This is a genomic window from Paenibacillus sp. FSL M7-1046 (assembly GCF_038007405.1).
Lineage (GTDB): Bacteria > Bacillota > Bacilli > Paenibacillales > Paenibacillaceae > Paenibacillus_AQ.
Map to the genome: position 1 here is coordinate 4,051,740 of NZ_JBBOXB010000001.1, position 22,104 is coordinate 4,073,843.

13 protein-coding genes are annotated in these 22,104 nt (G+C 56.3%); all 13 read left to right on the top strand.

All coding sequences use genetic code 11. The features are described from left to right. Positions 1–86: 86 nt before the first annotated feature. The 13 genes from NYE29_RS17790 to NYE29_RS17850 all read left to right on the top strand — a co-directional run bounded on the left by NYE29_RS17790 (position 87) and on the right by NYE29_RS17850 (position 22,045). A complete protein-coding gene (locus NYE29_RS17790) occupies positions 87–1,901 on the top strand; it encodes an ABC transporter ATP-binding protein (RefSeq protein ID WP_340896935.1) in 1,815 nt (604 codons plus the stop codon). Continuing rightward, entirely contained in the window at positions 1,885–3,624 is a 1,740-nt protein-coding gene (locus NYE29_RS17795; protein ID WP_340896936.1) for an ABC transporter ATP-binding protein, read from the top strand. Before NYE29_RS17790 ends, NYE29_RS17795 begins: the two co-directional genes overlap by 17 nt. A gap of 14 nt (positions 3,625–3,638) precedes the next feature. After that, positions 3,639–4,055 (top strand): hypothetical protein, encoded by a 417-nt coding sequence (locus NYE29_RS17800; protein WP_340896937.1) that lies wholly within the window; start codon positions 3,639–3,641, stop codon positions 4,053–4,055. Positions 4,056–4,299: 244 nt separating this feature from the next. Beyond that, positions 4,300–7,821, top strand: coding sequence for a helicase-exonuclease AddAB subunit AddB (addB, locus tag NYE29_RS17805; RefSeq protein ID WP_340896938.1), 3,522 nt, complete (start codon positions 4,300–4,302; stop codon positions 7,819–7,821). Further along, positions 7,818–12,005 (top strand): UvrD-helicase domain-containing protein, encoded by a 4,188-nt coding sequence (locus NYE29_RS17810; protein ID WP_340896939.1) that lies wholly within the window; start codon positions 7,818–7,820, stop codon positions 12,003–12,005. Before addB ends, NYE29_RS17810 begins: the two co-directional genes overlap by 4 nt. A gap of 113 nt (positions 12,006–12,118) precedes the next feature. After that, on the top strand, positions 12,119–13,300 hold the full coding sequence (locus tag NYE29_RS17815; RefSeq protein WP_340896940.1) for an exonuclease SbcCD subunit D: 1,182 nt from the start codon (positions 12,119–12,121) through the stop codon (positions 13,298–13,300). Next, positions 13,301–16,729: an SMC family ATPase gene (locus tag NYE29_RS17820; RefSeq protein WP_340896941.1), complete on the top strand. Its 3,429-nt coding sequence runs from the start codon at positions 13,301–13,303 to the stop codon at positions 16,727–16,729. Positions 16,730–17,616: 887 nt separating this feature from the next. Next, positions 17,617–17,976: a histidine triad nucleotide-binding protein gene (locus tag NYE29_RS17825; RefSeq protein ID WP_038595438.1), complete on the top strand. Its 360-nt coding sequence runs from the start codon at positions 17,617–17,619 to the stop codon at positions 17,974–17,976. Positions 17,977–18,114: 138 nt separating this feature from the next. Beyond that, the gene (gene rpsU, locus NYE29_RS17830; RefSeq protein ID WP_005547957.1) at positions 18,115–18,288 is read left to right on the top strand and encodes a 30S ribosomal protein S21; all 174 of its coding nucleotides are present in this window, start codon (positions 18,115–18,117) and stop codon (positions 18,286–18,288) included. A 15-nt stretch (positions 18,289–18,303) separates the two neighbouring features. Continuing rightward, positions 18,304–18,747, top strand: coding sequence for a GatB/YqeY domain-containing protein (locus NYE29_RS17835; protein WP_076109093.1), 444 nt, complete (start codon positions 18,304–18,306; stop codon positions 18,745–18,747). Between the two features lie 278 nt (positions 18,748–19,025). Continuing rightward, complete coding sequence (locus tag NYE29_RS17840) at positions 19,026–20,357, top strand: NfeD family protein (protein ID WP_083675459.1); 1,332 nt, start codon at positions 19,026–19,028, stop codon at positions 20,355–20,357. Positions 20,358–20,418: 61 nt separating this feature from the next. Beyond that, positions 20,419–21,420 carry a flotillin-like protein FloA gene (gene floA / locus NYE29_RS17845; RefSeq protein WP_076109091.1) on the top strand — a complete coding sequence of 334 codons (1,002 nt, stop codon included), beginning with the start codon at positions 20,419–20,421 and terminating at the stop codon, positions 21,418–21,420. 16 nt (positions 21,421–21,436) lie between these two features. Then, positions 21,437–22,045 (top strand): hypothetical protein, encoded by a 609-nt coding sequence (locus NYE29_RS17850; protein ID WP_076109090.1) that lies wholly within the window; start codon positions 21,437–21,439, stop codon positions 22,043–22,045. The last annotated feature ends 59 nt before the right edge of the window (positions 22,046–22,104 follow it).

Consider the following 22,104-nt stretch of genomic DNA (forward strand, 5'->3'; position numbering starts at 1 on the left):
TTAGTTTTTCTTCTACACTTGTGCACAGATAATCATTCTCAGTGCACTTTTTTTGTGCATCCATTTATAGAACGGAGGAAAGAGCTGTGAGTAAGAGTAAGACGGGCATACCTCGATTACTGGAAATTGCCGGAGAGAAAAAAGGGCTGCTTCTCCTGTCCGGGTTGCTGTCATCCGCCAGCGCCGTGCTGATGCTCGTTCCCTTCATTTCGGTTTATTTTATTCTCGCCGAGCTGTTGCGCCATGCAGCTTCCCCCGGAGGGATAGACAGACAGGCTGTTATTTTCTGGGGACTTGCTGCACTTGGCGGGCTGATTCTTGGGTTGATCACTTCCTATTGCGGGATCATGTGCTCGCATGTGGCCGCTTTCCGCATTCAGTATCAGCTGCGGATCACTATGACGGAACATCTCGGCAGGCTTCCGCTGGGTTACTTGAACGGGACATCGACCGGCGCTGTCAAAAAAACGCTGGAGCAAAATGTAGATAAGGTGGAGAACTTCATCGCCCATCAGCTTCCCGATATTGTCAGCGCAATGGCAACTACAATACTGATGCTTGGGGTGATGTTCTGGCTCAGCCCGCCGCTGGCGGCCGCTTGTCTGCTCCCGGTTCTGCTCGGGATCATTCTGCAGGCGGTTCTGATGACCAGCAGCAGGGGGCAGGCCAGTGTGAAGCAGTATCATCAGTCGCTGGAGAACATCAATGCATCTGCTGTGCAATATGTGCGGGGGATGCCTGCTGTCAAGGTGTTCGGCCAGACGGTCCACTCCTTCCGCAAATTTTACCGCGATATGGTCAGCTACCGGGATTACTGCCTGGAGTACACAGACCGTTTCCAGAACGGTTACATCACCTTCAAAACATTGCTGGCTTCCTTGTTTCTCTTCATCCTGCCCGTTGGCGTCTACCTGCTGAGCCGGGAGCCGGACAATAGGTCGACAGCCGCGGTGCTGCTGTTCTTTCTGATTATGGCGCCGGGCATTTCAGCCCCGCTGTACAAGCTGCTCGCGCTGGCCTCCAGCACCCGTGATATCGGCGAAGGCGTGCGGAGAATGGACGAGCTGCTGGCACAGCAGCCGGTACCGGAACCTCTGTCGCCGGAGTCTCCAGGCAGTTTTGAGATCGAGTTTTCCGATGTGAGCTTTACGTATGATGAGAGCGGGGAAGCTGCTGCTGCGCTGAGTCATATTTCCTTTCGGGCAGAGCAGGGGCAGGTAACGGCACTGGTCGGACCCTCCGGTTCGGGCAAATCCACGGTGGCGAGTCTGGTGCCGCGGTTCTGGGACCCGCAGGAAGGGAATATTTGCATCGGCGGCGTGGACATCCGGCATATGGCAGTTCGTGAACTGATGGACACAGTGGCTTTTGTGTTCCAGGAATCCTTCCTGTTCTACGACACGCTATACGAGAACATTGCCGTCGGCAAACCGGGAGCTTCAAGGCATGAGGTCGAAGCTGCAGCTAGAGCGGCCCAGTGCGACGATTTTATTACACGCCTGCCGCAGGGCTACGATACGCTGATCGGCGAAGGCGGGGTATACCTCTCAGGTGGAGAAGAACAGCGAATTGCGGTGGCGCGGGCCATTCTTAAAAATGCGCCGGTGCTGGTGCTTGATGAAGCGACTGCTTTTGCCGATCCGGAGAATGAGCATCAGATGCAGCTTGCGCTTACTGAGCTGATGCGCGGCAAGACGGTCATTGTCATTGCCCATAGACTATCCTCGATCCGTGAAGCCGGGCAGATTCTGGTGCTGCGGGACGGACAGATTGCTGAGCAGGGCAAGCATGAGGGGCTGCTCTCGCAGAACGGCCTCTATGCGGACATGTGGCGGGCTTATACCGGTGCAGGAGAATGGGTGATGGAAAAGGGAGGCTTGGAACATGAAGGTACTGCATAATATTACTGCGGGTAATCCGCGCCAGTTGCTAAAACCAGTGCTGTATTCGCTGCTCAGTAATTTGGCTGCCGTTTTTCCGTTTGCGCTTATTATTGAAGCGGTCCGGCTTATTTTCGAGCCGTACATTTCTCCCGGGATGGTGCTGCAGACAGAGCGGCTATGGTGGATTTGCGGCGGACTTGCGGCCACGGCAGTGCTGATGTTCCTCAGTGAGATTCCCGCTTACCGCTCGGCATACCGGGGAGCCTACAACGTGGCTGCACAGGGCCGGGCAGAACTGGCCGAACATTTGTGCAAGCTTCCGCTTGGCTATCTGACACGCCGGGACCCCGGCGATCTCGCCAATATGATCATGGGCGACTTTACGCTGGTGGAGACCGGCATCTCCCATCTGCTGCCGCAGCTCGCCGGTGCCTTTGTACTGCCGCTATTCGCCCTGTCCGGCATGCTTATGCTGGACTTTCGCATGGCTCTGGCCATGTTCGCCGCACTTCCGTTCGCCCTTCTGATGATGATTCTGTCTTCTCGCCTAAGACGTAGGCTTGGAGCCTCGCATATGCGGGCCAAGCTGAACGCCGCCAACCGGCTGCAGGAATATTTGAACGGCATCCGCGTGATGAAGGCTTATAATCTGACAGGCCAGCGTTTTGTCCGTCTGGAGCACTCCTTCAAGACTCTAATGAAAGAAAGCATCAGGCTTGAGGGAATCTTCGGGCCGGTGATCTTGACTGCCATGGGCCTTCTAAGAGCCGGACTGCCGCTGATGGTCTATATCGGTGTACATCTGCTGCTCGGCGGCGAGCTTGGCGTGCTGCAATTTGCCGTGTTCCTGGTCGTCGGCACCCGAATCTATGATCCGCTGACGAACGCACTGGCGAACTATGCGGAATTCCGCTACAACGAACAGGCAGGCGGCCGTATCGTTGATCTGCTGAACGAACCGGTCATGACTGGAGAATCCGCACCGCTGCCGCAGAACGGCGACATAACCTTCCGGAATGTAACCTTTGGCTATGGCGGTGAACCGGTGCTGAAGGATTTGAGCATGGTGCTGCCCCAGGGATCGCTGACAGCTATTGTCGGGCCCTCAGGCAGCGGCAAAAGCACTGTGCTTCGCCTAATCTCGCGGTTCTATGATCCGAATGAGGGCCATATCACGCTTGGAGGACGAAAGCTCAGTGAGATAGAGCCGGAGCATTTACTGAAGGCGGTATCTGTGGTCTTCCAGGATGTGTATCTGTTCCAGGATACGATTGGCAATAACATTGCCTTCGGCCGGCCAGAGGCTTCTCATGAAGAGATCCGGCGGGCGGCGGAAACGGCGCGCTGCCATGATTTCATCATGAAGCTGCCCATGGGTTATGACACCCCGGTAGGTGAAGGCGGGAGTACGCTGTCCGGTGGGGAGAAGCAGCGGATCTCGATTGCCCGCGCCATTCTCAAGGATGCTCCGCTTGTACTGCTGGATGAAGCGACTGCCTCACTGGACCCGCAGAACGAAGCCGAAATCCAGCAGGCCATTGATGCCTTGATCCAGGGGCGGACGGTCGTCGTTATTGCCCACCGTCTCAAAACGGTCCGCGGCGCGGATAACATTATCGTACTTGAAGAAGGAAGACTGGCTGAGCAGGGACGCCATGAGGCATTGCTGGCCTCGGAGGGGCTGTATGCCCGTCTATGGAAGCTGCAGCAGCAATCAGGCGGGTTCCGCATATCATCGTAACAGGGGGAAGGGAAATGAGCCTATCGACAGATGAGTCTGGTTGGCCGCTTGTAAGCATTAATCTTGGGAGTGATTTTGGCCGGGAGACGGTGGAGGAGTATATCCTTTATTGGGAGAAGCTGCTGGAGCGAAAAGTGCCTTTCGGGCTGCTGATGCTGCAGCAGGGAGAACGCAGTGAACGTCCTCCGCGTGACTCGGCGAAGCAGTACATGGACTGGTGCAAGGCCCATAAGGACGAAATCGCCCGCCTGTGCGTAGGTATTGCCGTAGTAATGGGAAATGCCAAGCTGCTTGCCTTGTATAAGCCGGTGACCGCATTGTCCACCAAAAGAATGTATGGCTGTCCGGGAGGGGCGTTCTCCTCCCAAGAAGAGGCGGCCCGGTGGCTGGAACCGCTGCTGATGAAGAAAGGGGAGGGCAGCAGGAAGTGAAGCTGGACCATGCTTATTTGTGAATATTACTGTGAATGATCAAGAGACTGCCGCAGCTTAAAAACGCGGCAGTCTCTTTGTGCTGTACATGCGGATATCCATCCGCTGAAACTTGAAAACAATGGCAAACGTATGTTCCGTTTGGAAGAGATATGCTATAATGTTGGGACGGATTCATCAACTGGGTTTAGAAAATTGATACCGGTTGTATTCATAGATTTGGCCACGGAAGGAGTCTACTGCAATGACGGTAAACTTTTTGATAGGCCGCTCGGGCAGCGGCAAGACAACAAGAATATGGGAAACGGTATCCTCAAAGCTGGAGTCTGAGCCGCTGGGCGCACCGATCATTGTACTTGTTCCGGAGCAGGGCTCGTTCGGGGCGGAGAGAGGCCTGCTGGCAGCAGGCAGCGTGAAGGGCAGCATCCGGGCCCAGACCTTGAGCTTCTCGCGGCTTGCATTCCGGGTGAAGCAGGAGACCGGGGGCAGCGCCAGTCTGCCCATCAGCGAAGAAGGCAAAAAAATGCTGATATACAAGATCATCAACCGCCGCAAGGAAGAACTGAAGCTGTTCGGCGCTTCAAGCGACAGACCGGGCTTTGTGGAACGGCTCAGTGCACTGCATACCGAGCTGAAACGCTGCTGCCTGGGTGCTTCCGATCTGGAAGAACAGCTGGCAAGAATGCGTGAGGCCATAGGAAGCAGTCCGATTCTGGCCGGTAAGCTGGATGATCTGCATATCGTATTCAGCGAGTTGGAGCAGGAAATGTCACAGCTGTATATAGATCAGGAAGACCGGCTGGCTGAACTGGCGGAGCATATTGCGGATTCCTCTTACATAAGAGAAGCCGAGATCTGGGTAGACGGGTTCCATGGTTTTACCCCGCAGGAATTTATGGTGCTGCGCGAACTGATGCAGCATGCATCAAGGGTGACAGTGGCCCTTACGCTTGACCGGATTTATCCAACGGGGCTGCAGCCGCATGAACTGGAGTTGTTTCACCCCTCCGCAGTTACGTATATCAAGCTGCGCGGGATGGCCGAAGAGCTGGGCCTTGCGGTCTGGGACGAGCTGCTGGCGCCGCCTGTGCTTCCGCGTTTCGCCGGAAGTCCGGCCTTGGCCCACCTGGAGCGCGGATTTCACCGCCGCAGCCGCTGGAGCGGCGATACCGGGCAGGCCGCGGAAGCCATCACGATCAGCGCTGCAGTCTCGCATAGAACAGAGGTCGAGGGCGCGCTGCGTGAAATGATCAGGCTGGCCCGGGATGAAGGGGCAGAGTACGGCGAGATGGCTGTATTCATGCGCAACATTTCAGATTATGAGCAGCTGATTACCCCGTTGTTTCAAGACTATGACGTCCCGTTCTTCCTGGACCAGAAGGTGAATGAGCTGCATCATCCGCTGGTGGAATTTGTACGGTCCGCACTTGATGTGGTGCGCCGCCGCTGGCGGTATGAGGATGTGTTCCGCTGTGTGAAGACCGAGCTTCTGCTTCCGCTTGACGGCAGTATTACCCGCGAGGATATGGACGCGCTGGAGAATTATGTGCTGGCCTGCGGCATCCATGGATACCGCTGGACCGACGGACGTTCCTGGAAAGGAATCCCCAGTCTTTCGCTGGAAGGCAGCCGGATTGTGGATGAGGAGCTGCTTCTGAAAATGGAGCGGTGCCCGGAGTGCATTACCGGTCCGCTGTATGCTTTTGAGAAAAGAGTCAAGAAGAGCCGCAGTGGTCTGGAGCTATGTACAGCGGTGTACCTGCTGCTCCGGGAGTCGGATACCGCCCGGAAGCTGGAGAAGCTGAGCAGAGAGGCACTTGAGCTGGGACAGCCGGAACGTGCGCGGGAACACAGCCAGCTATGGGATGCAGTGCTCGATTTGCTGGATCAGATCGCGGAAATGATGGGATCGGAGAGAATGGAATTCGAGCTGTTTGCCGGGGTGCTGGAGACCGGACTCAGCGAGCTTAAGATGGGTTTGGTTCCGCCTGCCCTGGATCAGGTGCTGGTCGGAAGCATGGACCGGACGAGGGTTTCAGGTGTAAAATATGCTTTCCTGCTGGGATTCAACGAAGGGGTTGTCCCTGCACAGTTCAAAGAGGACGGCATCCTGTCCGAGGGAGAACGGCTGCTGCTGGAGAACAGCGGAATGGAGCTGGCTCCGGGATCCTCGCGCAAGCTGCTCGATGAGCGCTTCCTGATCTATGGCGCGCTGACAACGGCAAGCACCAGACTGTGGATCAGCTATGCCACAGCCGATGATGAGGGCAAAGCGTTACTGCCTTCGGAAATCATCCGCCAGCTGCATAGCATGTTCCCGGATGCTTTGCAAGAACGGTCCCTTTCCGGGTTCCCCGCAGCGGTATCTCCTGACGAAGCCGATGCAGGTGAAGCTTTGCATCTGGGCTTTGTGGGGCATCCCGGACAAAGCCTGCGCATGCTGATTATGCAGCTGCGCCAGTGGCGGCAGGGAGTGGAAATCCCTGGACTGTGGTGGGATGTCTATAACTGGTTCGCGGAGGATGAGCATTGGAGTCCGAAGCTGCAGCAGCTGCTGGGTTCGCTGTTCTACCGCAATGACGGCATTCCGCTTAAGCGGGAGACCAGCCTCCGTCTATACGGAGGCAGAACATTGCGCGGCAGCGTGTCGCGTATGGAGAAGTTTGTTGCCTGCTCCTTCTCCCATTTTGCTTCATACGGCTTAAGGCTGAAAGAACGCCAGCTCTATAAGCTGCAGGCGCCGGACATTGGACAGCTCTTCCATGCCGCGCTAAGCGATATGGCCAAGCGGCTGCAGGAGCAGGGCCGCGGCTGGGGGAGCTTGACGGCTGAGGAATGCCGCCGGGAAGCCGGAGAGACAGTAGACAGGCTGTCGCCGCTCCTGCAGGGCGAAATTCTGATGAGCAGCAAACGCTACGGATACATTTCCCGCAAACTGAAGAATATTGTCGGCCGCGCTTCCGTGATCCTCGGCGAGCATGCCCGCCGGGGCAGCTTCGAGCCGGTGGGGCTGGAGCTGGACTTTGGCCCGGGTAAAGATCTCCCGCCGCTGAGAATTTCATTGCCTAACGGCTGTGTAATGGAGGTGGTGGGCCGGATTGACCGTGTCGATATGGCCGAAGGAGAGCATGGAGTTCTGTTGCGGGTTATTGACTATAAATCAAGCCAGAAGGATCTTAAGCTGCATGAGGTGTACTATGGGCTGTCGCTGCAGATGCTGACTTATCTCGATGTGCTGCTCACCTATTCCGAGCAGTGGCTGGGCAAGGCTGCGCTTCCGGCAGGAACCCTGTATTTCCATGTGCATGATCCGCTGCTTTCGTCGCCAAACGGGTTGAACCGTGAGCAGGCGGAGCAGGAGCTTCTGAAACGGTTCAAAATGAAGGGTCTGCTGACTGCGGACCGTGAGGTCGTTTCACTAATGGATACTACGCTCGATAAAGGGCATTCCTCAATTGTGCCGGTAGCGCTGAAGAGCGACGGCAGCTTTTACAGCAGCGCCTCTGTAGCCACGCCTGAGCAGTGGGGGCATTTGCTGTCCTCGGTGCGGAGCAATATTTCCGATATCGGGACGCGGATTACGGAAGGCGATGTGGCGATCCAGCCATACCGGATTCAGCAGGAAACAGCCTGCACGTTCTGTTCCTTCCGGCCGGTATGCCAGTTTGACGAGGCTGTGGAGGGCAATGGCTATAACAATCTTGCAAAGCCGGGCAAAGACGTGATTTGGGATCTGCTGTCCCATAAAGGAGGAGAGAAGCCGTGAGCATTAGAGCTGAAATAGAGGCCAAGCCGGAAGGCAGCCTGTGGAGCGATGATCAATGGCGCGCTATTGCTGAGAGCGGCGATGATATTCTGGTTGCGGCAGCGGCAGGCTCCGGCAAAACAGCCGTACTGGTCGAGCGGATCATCCGCAAGATCAGCAACGAGGAGAACGGCTTCAGCGTGGACCGGCTGCTGGTGGCCACCTTCACGAAGGCGGCAGCCTCCGAGATGCGGCAGCGGATCCGCGAGGCACTGGAGCGGAAGCTAGAGGAGCAAGAGGGGGCGGAAGAGGGCGGTGCAGCGGACAATGACTACTTGCGCCGCCAGCTTGCCTTGCTGGGGAGAGCGTCGATCACGACCCTGCATTCCTTTTGTCTGGAAGTCATCCGGCGTTATTATCAGCAGATCCCCATTGACCCCGGATTTCGGATTCTGAATGAGCACGAGGCGGAGATGATGCGCCAAGAGCTGCTGGAGGAGCTGCTGGAAGAGAAATACGGCGAGGTCTCTGAAGACGGAGAAGATGGCATTTTCGTAAAGCTTGCAGACTGGTTCAGCGGCGAGCGTACCGATGATGCGGTGCATGCGCTGGTCCAGCGGCTGCATGATTTTGCCCGCAGCCATCCCTGGCCGGCGCAGTGGCTGAGGGATACTGCGGCTGATTTCTCGCTGCCGGACACGGAAGCTCTGAGCCGTACGGCTTGGGTGCAGAGCATTCTTGCCGAGGCGAAGCTTACGCTGGACGGCGCGGCCAGCCAGCTTATTCAGGGGCATGAAATCGCCTTGCAGCCCGGCGGACCGGCTCCCTATGCGGAGAATCTGACTGCGGATCTGGCAATGGTCCGGGCGCTGCAGGATGATCTGTTAAATAAACCCTGGGCAGAGCTCTATAATATATTCATAGAGATTTCCTTTGGCAAGCTTAAGGCTTGCAAGAAGGATGCAACTGACCCAGGACTCCAGGAGACGGTCAAGGAGCTGCGGGACAATGTGAAGAAGAGCCTGCTGGAGCTGCAAAAATCGCTGTTTGGGCGTCCAGCCGAGGTTTTTCTGGCGGAGCTGCATGAGGCGGCTCCGCTGATGCAGGAGCTCGCTGAGACGGTCATCGAGTTCGGTGAACGTTACCGGATTGAGAAAGCAGGCCGCGGTCTGGTCGATTTCAGCGATCTGGAGCATTACTGCCTGCAGATTCTGCGCCATCCTGATTCTGCACCGGGCCATTCGCTGCCATCGGATGCGGCAATGGAATACCGCGGGCAGTTCGATGAGGTACTGCTGGATGAATACCAGGATACGAACAGCGTACAGGAAGAGATCGTGCGGCTTATCTCCCGCGAATCGCCGGGCAACCGGTTTATGGTCGGCGACATGAAGCAGAGTATTTACCGCTTCCGCCTGGCGGAGCCGGGGCTGTTCCTGGATAAGTATCTCAGCTTTAGTGCGTCAAATAACGGGACTGGCCGAGAGGGGATTCTCGGAGATGAGGAAGAGCAGGGCGGAGCAGCTACTGCCCGGGGCTCGGTGATCGATCTGGCGCGTAATTTCCGCAGCCGGATGGAAGTTGTGAATGCCGTGAATATGATTTTCCGCCAGATCATGAACCGGACCGTTGCAGAGATCAGCTACGATGAGCGTGCCGAACTGGTCTACGGGGCGAATTTCCCGGGAGCGGAGGAGAACCGGCCGGATACTTATTTCGCGCCGGAGCTGCTGCTGATTGACCGGGGGACTGCACCGGCGGGCCGCATGGAGGAAGCCGCTGAAGACGGGGAGCTTCCTCCCCAGGAGAGCGAAGCCATCGAGAGCGAGACGGCGCAGCTGGAAGCGCGGGCCATTGCCCGGCGCATCTCGCAGATGACCGGGATGACCGGCGGCGCGCCGCTGCTTATCTATGACAAGTCCTTGCGTATCATGCGTCCTGTAGTGTACGGCGACATCGTTATTTTGCTGCGTTCTGCGCGGATATGGACACCGCTGATGATCGAGGAGCTCCGCCTGGAAGGCATTCCGGCCTACGGCGATCAGAACAAGGGGTATTTCCAGGCAACGGAAGTGGAAATTGCCCTGTCGCTGCTGCAAGTAGTGGATAATCCCCGTCAGGATATTCCGCTGGCGGGGGTGCTGCGCTCACCTGTAGTCAATTTAAATGAGGAAGAGCTGGCAATGGTTCGTCTATGCAGCCCGGGTTCTTTCTATGATGCCCTGATGGCGGCTGCAGGTGACTCGGCTGCGGGCAGTACCCGTGAAGTCACTAGGGCTGAACAGGAGCTTACTGCTGCGGCTGAGATTGCTGCGGCTGTATCCCCCCTTATTAACGTTCCTGCAGCTTCCGCAGAAGAACTTGAATCCGGCGCTGTGACCGGTGCGCTGCAGTTAGGCGCCGCCGGATGGGGAGCCGATGAAGCAGCGGTGTCACAGATTCCGCCTGCACTGCGGAAGAAGCTGCAAGCTTTCACAGCATTATTGGAGGGTTGGAGAAATGCAGCCCGTCAGGGCAGTCTCAGTGCGTTGATCTGGCGCATCTACGGCGAGAGCGGATACCTGGAATGGGTGGGCGGCCTACCTGGCGGATTTCAACGCCAGAACAATCTAAAAGCACTGTACGACCGGGCGGTGCAGTTCGAGAAGGATACCTCCGCGCGCGGTTTGTTCCGCTTCATGGTGTTTATCTCCCGGCTGAGGGAGAATGGCGGGGATCTGGGTGTTGCCGGGGGAAGCGGTGAGGAAGCCGGTGGCGTCAGAATCATGACGATTCATAAATCCAAGGGTCTGGAATTCCCGGTTGTCTTTCTGGCCGGGATGGCCAAGCCCTTCAACCGGCAGGATCTGTACTCCCCGTTCCTGATGCACAAGGAGCTGGGCTTCGGCCCGCGGTTTGTGGAGCGGGAGACGCGTGTCAGCTATCCGACTCTCCCCTATCTGGCTATTAACCGCCGCTCGCGGCTGGAACTGCTGGCGGAGGAAATGCGCGTGCTCTACGTCGGGTTAACCCGACCAAGAGACAAAATGATCCTCGTCGGCACTGTAAGAGATTTGCCGCGTGCCGTTTCAGGCTGGACAGGTATGCAGGGCCGCGAGGAACTGCTGCTGGCCGACCATCTGCTGGCCCGGGGCCGCAGTTATCTGGATTGGGTAGGTCCCGCTTTGATCCGTCATCCCGGCGCAGCTATTCTGCGCAAGCTGGCGGGAGCGGAAGGCACCGTCTCACCGGTGCTGCATGGCGATGCTTCCAATTGGAGCATCTCTGTACTGGCTGCTTCCGGACTTGGGTCAGGTTCTTTTGCCGGCACGGCGGATGATGCTGCAAAAGGTGAAGAACGGCAGCTTGTCCAGAATGCGCTTCGCACGGGCAGTGCACTGCGTTCACTAGAAACACCGTATGAAACAGAAATCTCCGGAAGACTGGAATGGGAGTATCCATACGCGGCAGCATCCGGCATTCCGGCCAAAACATCGGTGACGGAGCTGAAGGCCATGTTGTCTATGGAGGAACAGCCTTCCTATGACCTGCTCGAAGAAGGGTATTCTGCAAGCGGGGGTAACGGGTCTGGCCGCAGTAATGCACTGGCGGAGAGTCTCCATTTGCGGCGTCCAAAGTTTATGGAGAAGCGGGGCTTGTCAAAGGCAGAACGTGGAACGGCGTACCATACGGTGATGCAGCATGTCCCGCTGGACGGGCCTGTGGACCGTGCTGTTCTGGAAGCTGTGATGGCCCATCTGACCCGGGTCGCTATTCTGAACGGGGAGCAGGCGGAGGCGGTTGACCTTGCCGAAGTGGAAGCTTTTTACGCCGGTGAGCTTGGGCAAAGACTGCTGGGAGCATCATGGAAGCGCAGAGAGCAGCCGTTCAGTTATATGGTTCCGGCAGGCGAAGCCTACCGGGGACTTGATTATTTTGATAGAGAGCTGTCTAATCTTTCGATGGACAACGGCCGCCGGACGCTTGACGAAGCAGTGCTGATTCAAGGGGTGGTTGACTGTCTGTTCCGTGAGGAGGAAAGGCTGATTCTGCTGGATTATAAAAGTGATGCCGTGCTGGAGCATGAAGGCGGACTGGACGGGCTGAAGGAGAAATACCGGTTTCAGCTGGAGCTGTACAGCAAGGCGCTGAATGATATTTTAGGAGAACCGGTTAGCGAGATTTGGCTGTACTTTTTTGACGGCGGACATGCTGTGAAACTATAAGTCTACTATAGAAGATAAAATGAAAAAAACTAACCCAAAAGGTGAGATTGACGGAAGTTGATCTTATATCACCTATATGATGGCCGCGTGAGGGCGGGGAAAAGAGGGCGAAAATGCGCATATTGCATACGGGCGACTGGCATTTGGGCCGTACGCTGGAAGGACGGAGCCGGCAGAAGGAGCAGGAGCAGTTCATGGATGAGCTGGTGGAGATTGCCGATGACTCCAAGGCTGATCTTATTCTAATGGCGGGGGATGTGTATGATTCAGTCAACCCTCCGGCTGCGGCGGAGCAGCTGTTCTATGATGCCGCAGCCAGACTGACGGCGAACGGCAGGCCGCTTGTTGTCATCTCCGGCAATCATGACCAGCCGGAGCGGGTAGCTTCCGTGTCACCGCTTGTGCGCAGACAGGGCATCACCCTGGTGGGGCTGCCTACCTCGGAGCCGGTGACGGTACATGCCGTCCGGACCGGTGAAATTGCCAAAATCGCTGCACTTCCCTATCCCTCCGAAGCCCGCCTCGGGGAGCTGCTCGCCGGGGACAGCGGGGAGGATGAACTCCGGCTGGCCTACAGTGCGCGGGTAGGCAAGCTGATGAAGCTGCTCGGCCGGGAGTTTACACCGCAGACGGTGAATCTGGCCATGAGCCATATCTATGTGCTCGGAGGCGTGGAAAGCGATTCGGAGCGCCCCATTCAGGTAGGCGGAGCGTATACCGTAGATCCTTCGGCTCTGTCCTGCGGTGCGCAGTATACGGCGCTCGGACATCTGCACCGCGCCCAGCGGGTCAAAGGCGAGGGTATGATCCGCTACAGCGGCTCACCGCTGGCCTACAGCTTCTCCGAAGCGGGCCAGGCCAAATCGGTGACGATGATTGATGTGGTACCGGGCGGGGAGCCTTCCTTTGAGGAAATCTATCTCCGCTGCGGCCGTCCGCTGGTGAACTGGAAATCTTCCGGCGGACTGCAGGAGGTGTATGGCTGGCTTGATGAAGGCAGGGATGCCTCCGCCTTTATCGATCTGGAGCTCCGCCTGAGCGAAGCGATGTCGATGAATGATATTCAGCGGCTCCGCAAATCACGGGAAGGGATTATACATATCCGCCCGATCTATCCGCAGATGGAGCTTGAGCTGGAGAAAATCTCCCGTTCGCGGATGCCGGTCCAGGAGTTGTTCCGCAAGTTCTACCAGCGGCAGACCGGCGGTGCGGAGCCGGAGGACAGCCTGATCGAGCTGTTCCTTGAACTGACGGAAGAAGAACGGCGCCAGCCGGAGGAAGGGGAGGAGAACTAGGTGAAGCCGATTCTATTAAAAGTATCCGGGCTGCAAAGCTATCGGGAGCAGCAGGAGATTGATTTTGCGGGTCTGACGGAAACCGGGCTGTTCGGGATCTTTGGGCCGACCGGCAGCGGGAAATCCAGTCTGCTGGACGCTATTACATTAGCGATGTATGGCAAGGTGGAACGGGCAGTGAACGGAACGCAGGGAATTATGAACCATTCCGAGGATCAGCTCAGTGTGGCTTTCACCTTCGAGCTCACTTCCTCCGCCGGTGCCCGGCGTTACCGGGTGGAGCGGAAATTCAAACGGACCGGGGAGCAGTCCATCAGCAATACAATCAGCCGGTTCATCGAGGTCACGGAAGACGGAGACCAGGTTATGGCTGACAAGCTGGCGGATGTTACCCGCTGTGTAGAAGAGCATATCGGGCTGAAAATGGATGATTTCACCCGTGCGGTGGTTCTGCCGCAAGGCAAATTTGCCGAGTTCCTGTCGCTGCGGGGTGTGGACCGCAGGCAAATGCTTCAGCGGCTCTTTCACCTCGAACAGTACGGTGACCAGCTGGCCCTCAAGCTCAGCCGCCGGGTCAAGGAGAATGAGGCGGCGCTGCGGGCGCTTGAAGCGGAGCAGCAGGGCCTTGGCAGTGCAGGGAAGGCGGATGTAGAGGCCGCAGCGGAGCGGCTGCAGGAAGCGGTCCGCCATGCAGAGGAATGCCGCAAGAAGCTGGAGGCGGCTATGCAGCTTGCCGAGCGCTTCGCGAAGATCCGCGAGCTGCAGGAGGACCGTACCCGCCGTGAGCGGCGGCGGCAGGAATTGCTGTTGCAGGAGGAGAACGTCCTCCTGCTGGAGCAGAAGCTCGTCAAGGCTGACGAAGCCGAGAAGCGGCTGCCTGTGCTGAAGGCGTGGCGAAGCGCCGAGGATGCCTGGCGGAGCCGGCTCGCTGTTGCCGAGAGCCGGGAGACCTTGGCAACCGCCGCCGAGCATGAGGCGGCGGGGCTTGCTGCGGCCGAGGCTGCGGCGCAGGCGGCGCTGGCCGCCGAGGAGCCGGCCCTCCGGCAGGGGGCCGATACCTACCGCCGCGCGCTGGAGCTCGAAGCCGAGCTCAGCGAACTGCGGCGTGAGCGCGCGGCGGTGCAGGCGCGCCAAGGCGAGGCCTCCCGCGGGCTGGCTGCCCGGCGGGAGAGCATGGCCCGGGAGCGTGAGCTTTTGGCCAAGGGCCAAAAGCGCCAGCAGGAGCTGCAGCAAAGCCTGCAACCGCTTGCGGTCCGCTCCCAGGAGCGGCAGTCTCTGCAGGAAGCGATGCAGAGACTGCAGGAACTGCGCTCCGCCGAGTCCCAGTGGGAGACGGCGGAGCGGGAGCGCCGCGAGCGCGCGGCGGTGCTCGCGGCGGCAGAGGCGCGGCTGGCCGCAGCCGAAGCCCGGCGGCAGTCGCTGGCCGCAGCCCGCGGAGAGCACATTGCTGCGGCTGCGCTGCACCAGGAGGAGCTGCGGGCTGCGGAAGCCGCTGCAAGAAATGCCGCCGAACGCCTGGAGCTGCACGGCGGCACGCTGGAGGCTGCGCTGAAGGAGCAGGAGCTGCACAGGCTCTCGCTTACCCTAGCCCGTGAGCTGCAGGACGGGCAGCCTTGCCCGGTCTGCGGCAGCGGGCATCATCCCTCGCCTGCGTTGTCCCAGGACAACGGCGGGCGGGAAGGGCTGGAAACTCAGCTCCAGCATATCCGTGCGCTTGAACGGCGCGCGCTGGAAGTCCGCCATCTGTTCCGCAGCCTGCTGGAGCAGGATGGTGCATGGCTGGAACAGATTTATGGTGAAGGGGTTATAGGCGACGCTCTGAAAACACCTGCGGCTGCAGGACTGGAGCAGGGCGGCACGGATACCTCTATGCATTCAGCTTCCACCGGGACCATCCCGGATGAAATGTCCTTATCCGGACTGGAGGCACAGCACATGGCCCTGAAAGCCCGCTCCGGCGAGCTGCGCCGGGAAGCGGCGGAATGGCAGCGGGGTATGCAGGAACAACAGCAGCTATGCCACCAGGAAGCGGCTGCGGCCACTGCCGAGACGGCCTGGGTGGAAGGGCTTGCCGCCAAGGCTGGCGATCTTGCCGCCCGGTTGAGCACCTTGCGCCAGGAATGGGCGCGGCTGTTCCCTGAACTGGCCGTGGATGAGGCTGAGAAAGCTTATCGCGGGATGCTGGCAAAGGACGAACAGGCTGAGGAAATCAGAGGCCGGCTCGACATCAGCGTGAAGTTTCTTGAGGAGAAGGGCAATGCTGTACAAGTTCTGCAGGAAGAGATTGCCGGGCTGGATAAAGAGCTGGCCCAGTGGAATGCCCAACTGGAAGGCAAAGAAGCGCTCGAGCGCGAGAAGGAGCAGCGTCTGCTCCAGTGGACAGGCGGCCGTTCCGCCGCCGCCTTGCTGGAGGAATGCGAGCGGCGTCTTCAGGAGCTGCAGGCGGCGCTGGACAATAATAAGCAAAGGCACCGCCAGGCAGCGGACAAGGCGCAGCATGAGGTGAAGGAGGCGGCCATTGCCCGCCAGGCGGCGGAATCAGCTCGTGAGCATAGCGCTGCGGCCGCGGCCCACTGGGAGGAGAGCCTGAACTCTTCTCCGTTTGCTTCCGCCCCTGAGGTTGAAGGGGCGGCGCTCATGCCTGAGGAACGCAGCGGAGCCGCTGCCCGTATTCGTGCTCACCGGGAGGAAGAGGCGGAAGTGACGCTTCAGCTGCGGAGCATCGAGGAGAAGCTGTCCGGAGCCTCCTTAAGCACTGAGGAATGGCAGGAGAGCCAGTCTGCCCTGCAGACATGCAAGGAAGAAGATGAACACTCTCTGCAGAGCCGTGCGCGCGCAGAGCGTGATCTTGAGGATCTGCAGCACCGCCATATCCGCTGGATGGAGCTCGAAGGTCAACGTAAGGAGCATGCGGCGCAGCAGGACCGGCTGTCCAAGCTGCAGGCTGTGCTGCGCGGCAACGCCTTTGTGGAATATATCGCCGAAGAACAGCTGATGCAGGTATGCCAGGCCGCTTCACAGCGGCTGCGGTTCCTGAGCAAGCAGCGTTACGCACTGGAAGTTGACTCCGGAGGCGGCTTTGTTATCCGCGATGATGGCAATGGAGGAGTCAGACGTCCGGTCTCGACGCTGTCTGGCGGAGAAACCTTCCTGACCTCCCTTTCATTGGCGTTGGCCTTATCGGCACAGATTCAGCTGCGGGGTCAGTATCCGCTGCAATTCTTTTTCCTTGATGAGGGCTTTGGTACTCTTGATCCGGATTTGCTGGACACCGTCATTACTTCACTCGAAAGATTGCATAATGACCAGCTGTCCGTCGGGATCATCAGCCACGTTCCTGAGCTCCGGGCGCGACTGCCGCGCAAGCTGATAGTCGTACCTGCTGAGCAGGGCGGGGGCGGTTCGCGTATTCTTTTGGAAAAAATGTGAAAGCGGGTTGAAGGTGTGATGACAATCACAGATACACCTTCAACCCCCTGTTATAATACAGCTAAGCCGACATCATTTTGAAACACCTCGGCGGACGTATGACCGGGAAACGCTCCTTTTCATACGTCCGCCGCCGAATCAGCTTTTTAAGCTGGTAGGGTGTTTCTTTTTTTTGCTTTTTTTTATGAATCTGATGGGTCCCGAAGGTTGAGATCCCTGTCAGATATGCGACTAGATTAAGCTATCATTACCTTGTTCCCACGTACCGAACCCGCAACTACACATAGAGAAGCGCCTCAGCAGTGCCTTTTTGACAACGATTACTTTGTATGACGATCACCCTGAATGTTGGATACGGATGATGTGGGACAAACAGAATACACTTTTTCTGTATCTGATACAGATAAGCGGGATATAAAGCTCCACATAAATATAAATGGGCTGATAGAACACAGTCCGTGCGTAAAAAGTCCGAAGTCTGAAGTGCGTCCTGGGCAACAAAGGAACCGGGCAGATAGATGCCCCCGGAAGTCAGGCCACAAGCGAAATAAATAAAACAATACCAACCCGTTTGCCGGCAGCTAACACTGTCTATAATACAGCCATGGTGATAAGCAGAGTTCTGTATTATCCCTAGTACACATTTTCACTAAGCAATGTCCCAATCCATGTTTGAGCTATCCTCCTGCTTGCGTGTGTATTCATTTCATTTGACCGATGATATGATCTTTCCGGCTTCCCCGCGTTGTATTATTCTTGTGCCGCTTTCGTAATCCATGATTATCCTGTATGATTAGAGAACATAAAAACTAATTGTGGCGAAGAAGGCCGGTCTGAAGAATTACTACGGAAGTATCGCTCCACAAACTTTTAGGAGGAAGCGTTGTATGGAAACTGTCTTTAGCAAGATTATTGAAGGCTCAATCCCTTCCAAAAAAGTGTTCGAGAACGAGCGGATACTGGCATTCTACGATATTGAGCCTGCCGCACCGGTGCATGTGCTGATTATCCCTAAGAAGTTCATCGCTTCGATGAATGATGTCACGGCTGAAGATCTGCCTCTGATCGGTGAGATTCACGCTGTAGCGCAGCAAATTGCTATTCAGTTGGGAATTGCGGAGACAGGCTACCGTCTGATCAACAATTGCGGTCCGGACAGCGGACAAGCCGTGCCTCATCTTCATTATCATTTGCTTGGCGGTGCCAAACTGGGCGCACTGGTCGGCAATTCCGCATCACATGCTTAGCAGATATTTCAAATTCTGATAACCTGCCTAAAAAAAGAATAACACGAAGGTTGACACCTTATTTCGGTTTGACCTATAATGAAATATGATGAACCGTGTTATGCTCTTGGACGGTCTGGTCGGAGGGAGGGAAAACTGGTGTCTGAAACGAAAGTTCGTAAAAACGAGACAATTGATGCTGCACTTCGTCGCTTTAAACGTTCCATCGCTAAAGATGGTGTCTTGGCTGAGGTGAAGAAACGTAAGCATTATGAGAAGCCAAGCGTAAAGCGCAAGAAGAAGTCTGAGGCTGCTCGTAAGAGAAAGTTTTAGGAGGATTACCCACGCATGAATCTTAGCGAACGATTAAACGAAGATATGAAGCAAGCGATGAAGAGTAAGGACAAGTTCAGACTCTCCACCATTCGAATGGTTCGTTCTACAATAAAGTATCTTGAAATAGATTTGAAGAGAACATTAGACGACAACGAAGTGCTTGATATCCTTAGTCGTGAAATCAAACAGCGCAAAGATGCCCTCCAAGAATTTGAATCAGCGGGTCGCGACGAGCTTGCCGCGAGTACGAAGGCAGAAATCGAGATTATCATTAAGTATCTTCCCGAGCAGCTTTCCGAAGAAGAAATTAAAGTAATTGTACAGCAGACCATCCAGGAAACCGGTGCTTCTTCGAAAAGTGAAATGGGTAAGGTCATGAGCGCACTGATGCCTAAGGTCAAAGGTCGCGCCGATGGTAAACTCGTGAACCAGGCGGTTCTGCAATTTCTGCAATAATATAACGCTAGCACCCCTTGAATAAAGGGGTGTTTTTCATTATTGGTGGATAAAATGAAGGGAGAAAGTAAAGCGCAGCTTACTTCCTCCCTTTTTTTGTTGCTCCGCCCTGTTTCCGCTAATGTGTTCCTGAACAGACCGAACGATTGTTTGAAACATATTTCCGGGAATGGCGTACTAAGGATTATGTGCTGGAGTTATTTTTAGAGAAAGGAGGTTTACAAGTGAAAAAAATCCGTAAAATTGCCTTTTCGGGCATAGTCACCGTCCTGCTGCTGATGCTCTTGACGCCGTTTGCAGCTTACACGCAAGCAGAGGGAACCTCGTCGGCTGCAGGAGGAACGGCTGCGGAAAAGCTGAAGGGCGGGCCGGTGTTCATTATTCCGGTTGACCAGGAGATTGAACGCGGACTGCAAAGCTTTTTGGAGCGGGGATTTGAGGAGGCGGCAAAATACGGGGCGGTTCTGATTGTACTGGAGATTGATACACCAGGGGGACTTGTCGACTCTGCGGAACAAATCGGGCAGATGGTCAGGGACAGTGAAATTCCTACAGCTGCTTATGTTAAAGGAGATGCTGCGTCTGCCGGCAGTTATATTGCCCTAAACGCCAACTCAATTATTATGAAGCCCGGAAGTATGATTGGCGCTGCATCGCTGGTGGATATGAACGGAAAAAGCGTGGAAGACGCAAAGATGGTATCCTACTGGAAATCCAAGATGGTTGGTGCCGCTTCACTGAACGGACGTGATCCGGAGATTGCTGCAGGAATGATGGATGTGAACCTTGTCGTGAACAAGCCTGAACTCGGGGTGAACAAAGCGCAAGGCCAAATTATTGCTTTGACCAGCGATGAAGCGCTGAAAGCCGGATATGCCGATCATCTTGCCGATACTCCGGAAGAGGCCATCACTTTGCTTGGTTATTCCACAGACGACATTTTTCGAGTGGAACATACCGGAGCAGAAAAAATGTCGCATTTTCTGACAAATCCGATTATTATGACGATATTGCTCTTCATCGGCATCGCCGGAATTGTCATTGAGCTGCTGGTGCCGGGCTTTGGCGCTCCGGGAATTATCGGGACGCTCGCATTTGCCCTTTATTTCTTCGGCAACTATGTGGCGGGCTTTGCTGGAGCGGAGACCTGGCTGTTATTCATTCTGGGGCTTGTCATGCTTGTACTGGAGCTGTTTGTCCCAAGCTTCGGGATTCTGGGTTTGCTGGGCTCTGTAAGCCTTGTGGCAGGTGTTGTTCGGGCTGCGTTCAGCTTAGAGCATGCATTCTTGAATCTGGGAATAGCCTTTGCGGCAGCCACGGTAGTTATCGCCATCGTAGCTGTGGTCTTCAAGGAACGGGGCATCTGGAACCGGTTTATTCTGCGCGACAGTCTAACCAAAGAGCAGGGATTTGTTCCGGTGCTGGAGAAATTGAGTCTGATTGGTGCCTCGGGCGTAAGCATTACACCGCTTCGTCCGGCCGGAACGGCCTTGGTCGGCAATGAACGTGTGGATGTGGTAACCGAAGGGAGCTTCATCAGTTCGGGGGTTCCGGTTTCGGTAGTGAAGGTCGAGGGAGGCCGTGTGGTTGTGAAGGAATCCGAGGAATAAGCGGAGCCTGCAGCCAGCATGTTTATGAATTTTAAAAATGTAACGGAGGTTGACAAAAAGTATGGGCGAAGCGTCTTTAATTCCGATTTTGCTGATCGCGGTTGTTGTGATCATTGTACTGAGCGTGTTTTTCAGTTTCTTCCCGGTGATGCTGTGGGTTTCCGCATGGGCATCCGGCGTAAGAATCAGCATTATTACCCTGGTGGCTATGAGACTCCGCCGGGTTACTCCGAGCCGGATCGTTAATCCGCTCATTAAAGCCACCAAAGCAGGACTTGGCCTGAATATCAATCAACTGGAAAGCCATTACTTGGCCGGCGGTAACGTCGACCGGGTTGTCAATGCATTGATCGCCGCCCAGCGGGCGGATATTCCGCTTGAATTCACACGCGCCGCTGCCATTGACCTTGCCGGCCGCGACGTGCTGCTGGCCGTACAGATGAGCGTTAATCCACGGGTGATTGAGACCCCGATTGTCGCTGCTGTTGCCAAGAACGGGATTGAAGTCAAGGTTAAAGCGCGGGTTACAGTCCGGGCGAATATCGACCGGCTCGTCGGCGGTGCGGGGGAAGAAACAATCATTGCCCGTGTCGGCGAGGGGATTGTTACGACAGTGGGCTCCAGTAATTCGCATAAAGACGTATTGGAGAACCCGGATTCGATCTCGCGGACCGTTCTGTCCAAGGGTCTGGACTCCGGCACGGCCTTTGAGATTCTCTCGATTGATATTGCGGACGTGGATGTCGGCAAGAATATCGGAGCCTATCTGCAAACCGAGCAGGCTGAAGCGGATAAACGCATTGCACAGGCCAAGGCGGAGGAACGCAGAGCGATGGCCGTTGCCCATGAACAGGAAATGAAAGCCCGCGTCGTTGAAATGAAGGCGCTGGTCGTCGAAGCTGAATCCCAGGTACCGCTGGCTATGGCTGAAGCGCTGCGTGCCGGTCAACTCGGGGTCATGGATTACATGAACCTCAAAAACATTGAAGCCGACACGCAAATGCGCGGCTCGCTCGGCAAATTAAATGATGGCGATGATTCGAGCCGTCCGACCAATAAATAAGGGGATGTGAGATCCCATGAGCAGTTTGATTTATATCGCCGTAGTCATTGTGATTGCGATCTTTTCCAACATGAACAAAGCGGGGAAGAATAAACAGAAAAATGCTCCGCGCGGCGGTATGCCGACTTTTGGCGGCGGAGGGGACGCCAGTCCTCTCCGCCGTGCCCGGCAGCAGGAACGGAACCCTGAGGATGAAAGCCCGGCCCGTCAGGGCAGCGGGTTTCCTGTTCCAGGCGAGTCTTCTTATCCGGGCCAGCCTTCCGTGTCCTATGAGGAGCGTGAGTACGATTCTTCTCCTGTCTGGAAGGAATCTCCTGAGCGGCCTTCTCCCGACTATGATACAGGTGAAGGCATGTCCCTTGAGCAATCGGGAGAAGACAGCGTACAGGCGCGTACAGAACGGATGCAGCGGGAGCTGGAACGTCTGCAGGCGTCGTTTGACGGCATGGCAGGCGCTTCAAAGGCAGGGGACGAAGGGAATGCACGTAAGAGTGGTGCTGTCTCCGCGCGATCTGCTGCCCGTCATGGTCTGGCAGATAATCGTGAAGCGCTGCGGAACGGGCTGGTATGGGCTGAAATCCTTGCTCCTCCCCGTTCACGCAAACCGCATTCTTCGCGGCGTTAAGTATAGTTATGAAGTATTAAGCGGCAATCAGCCGCCGGTATTCCACCGGTGCTGATTGC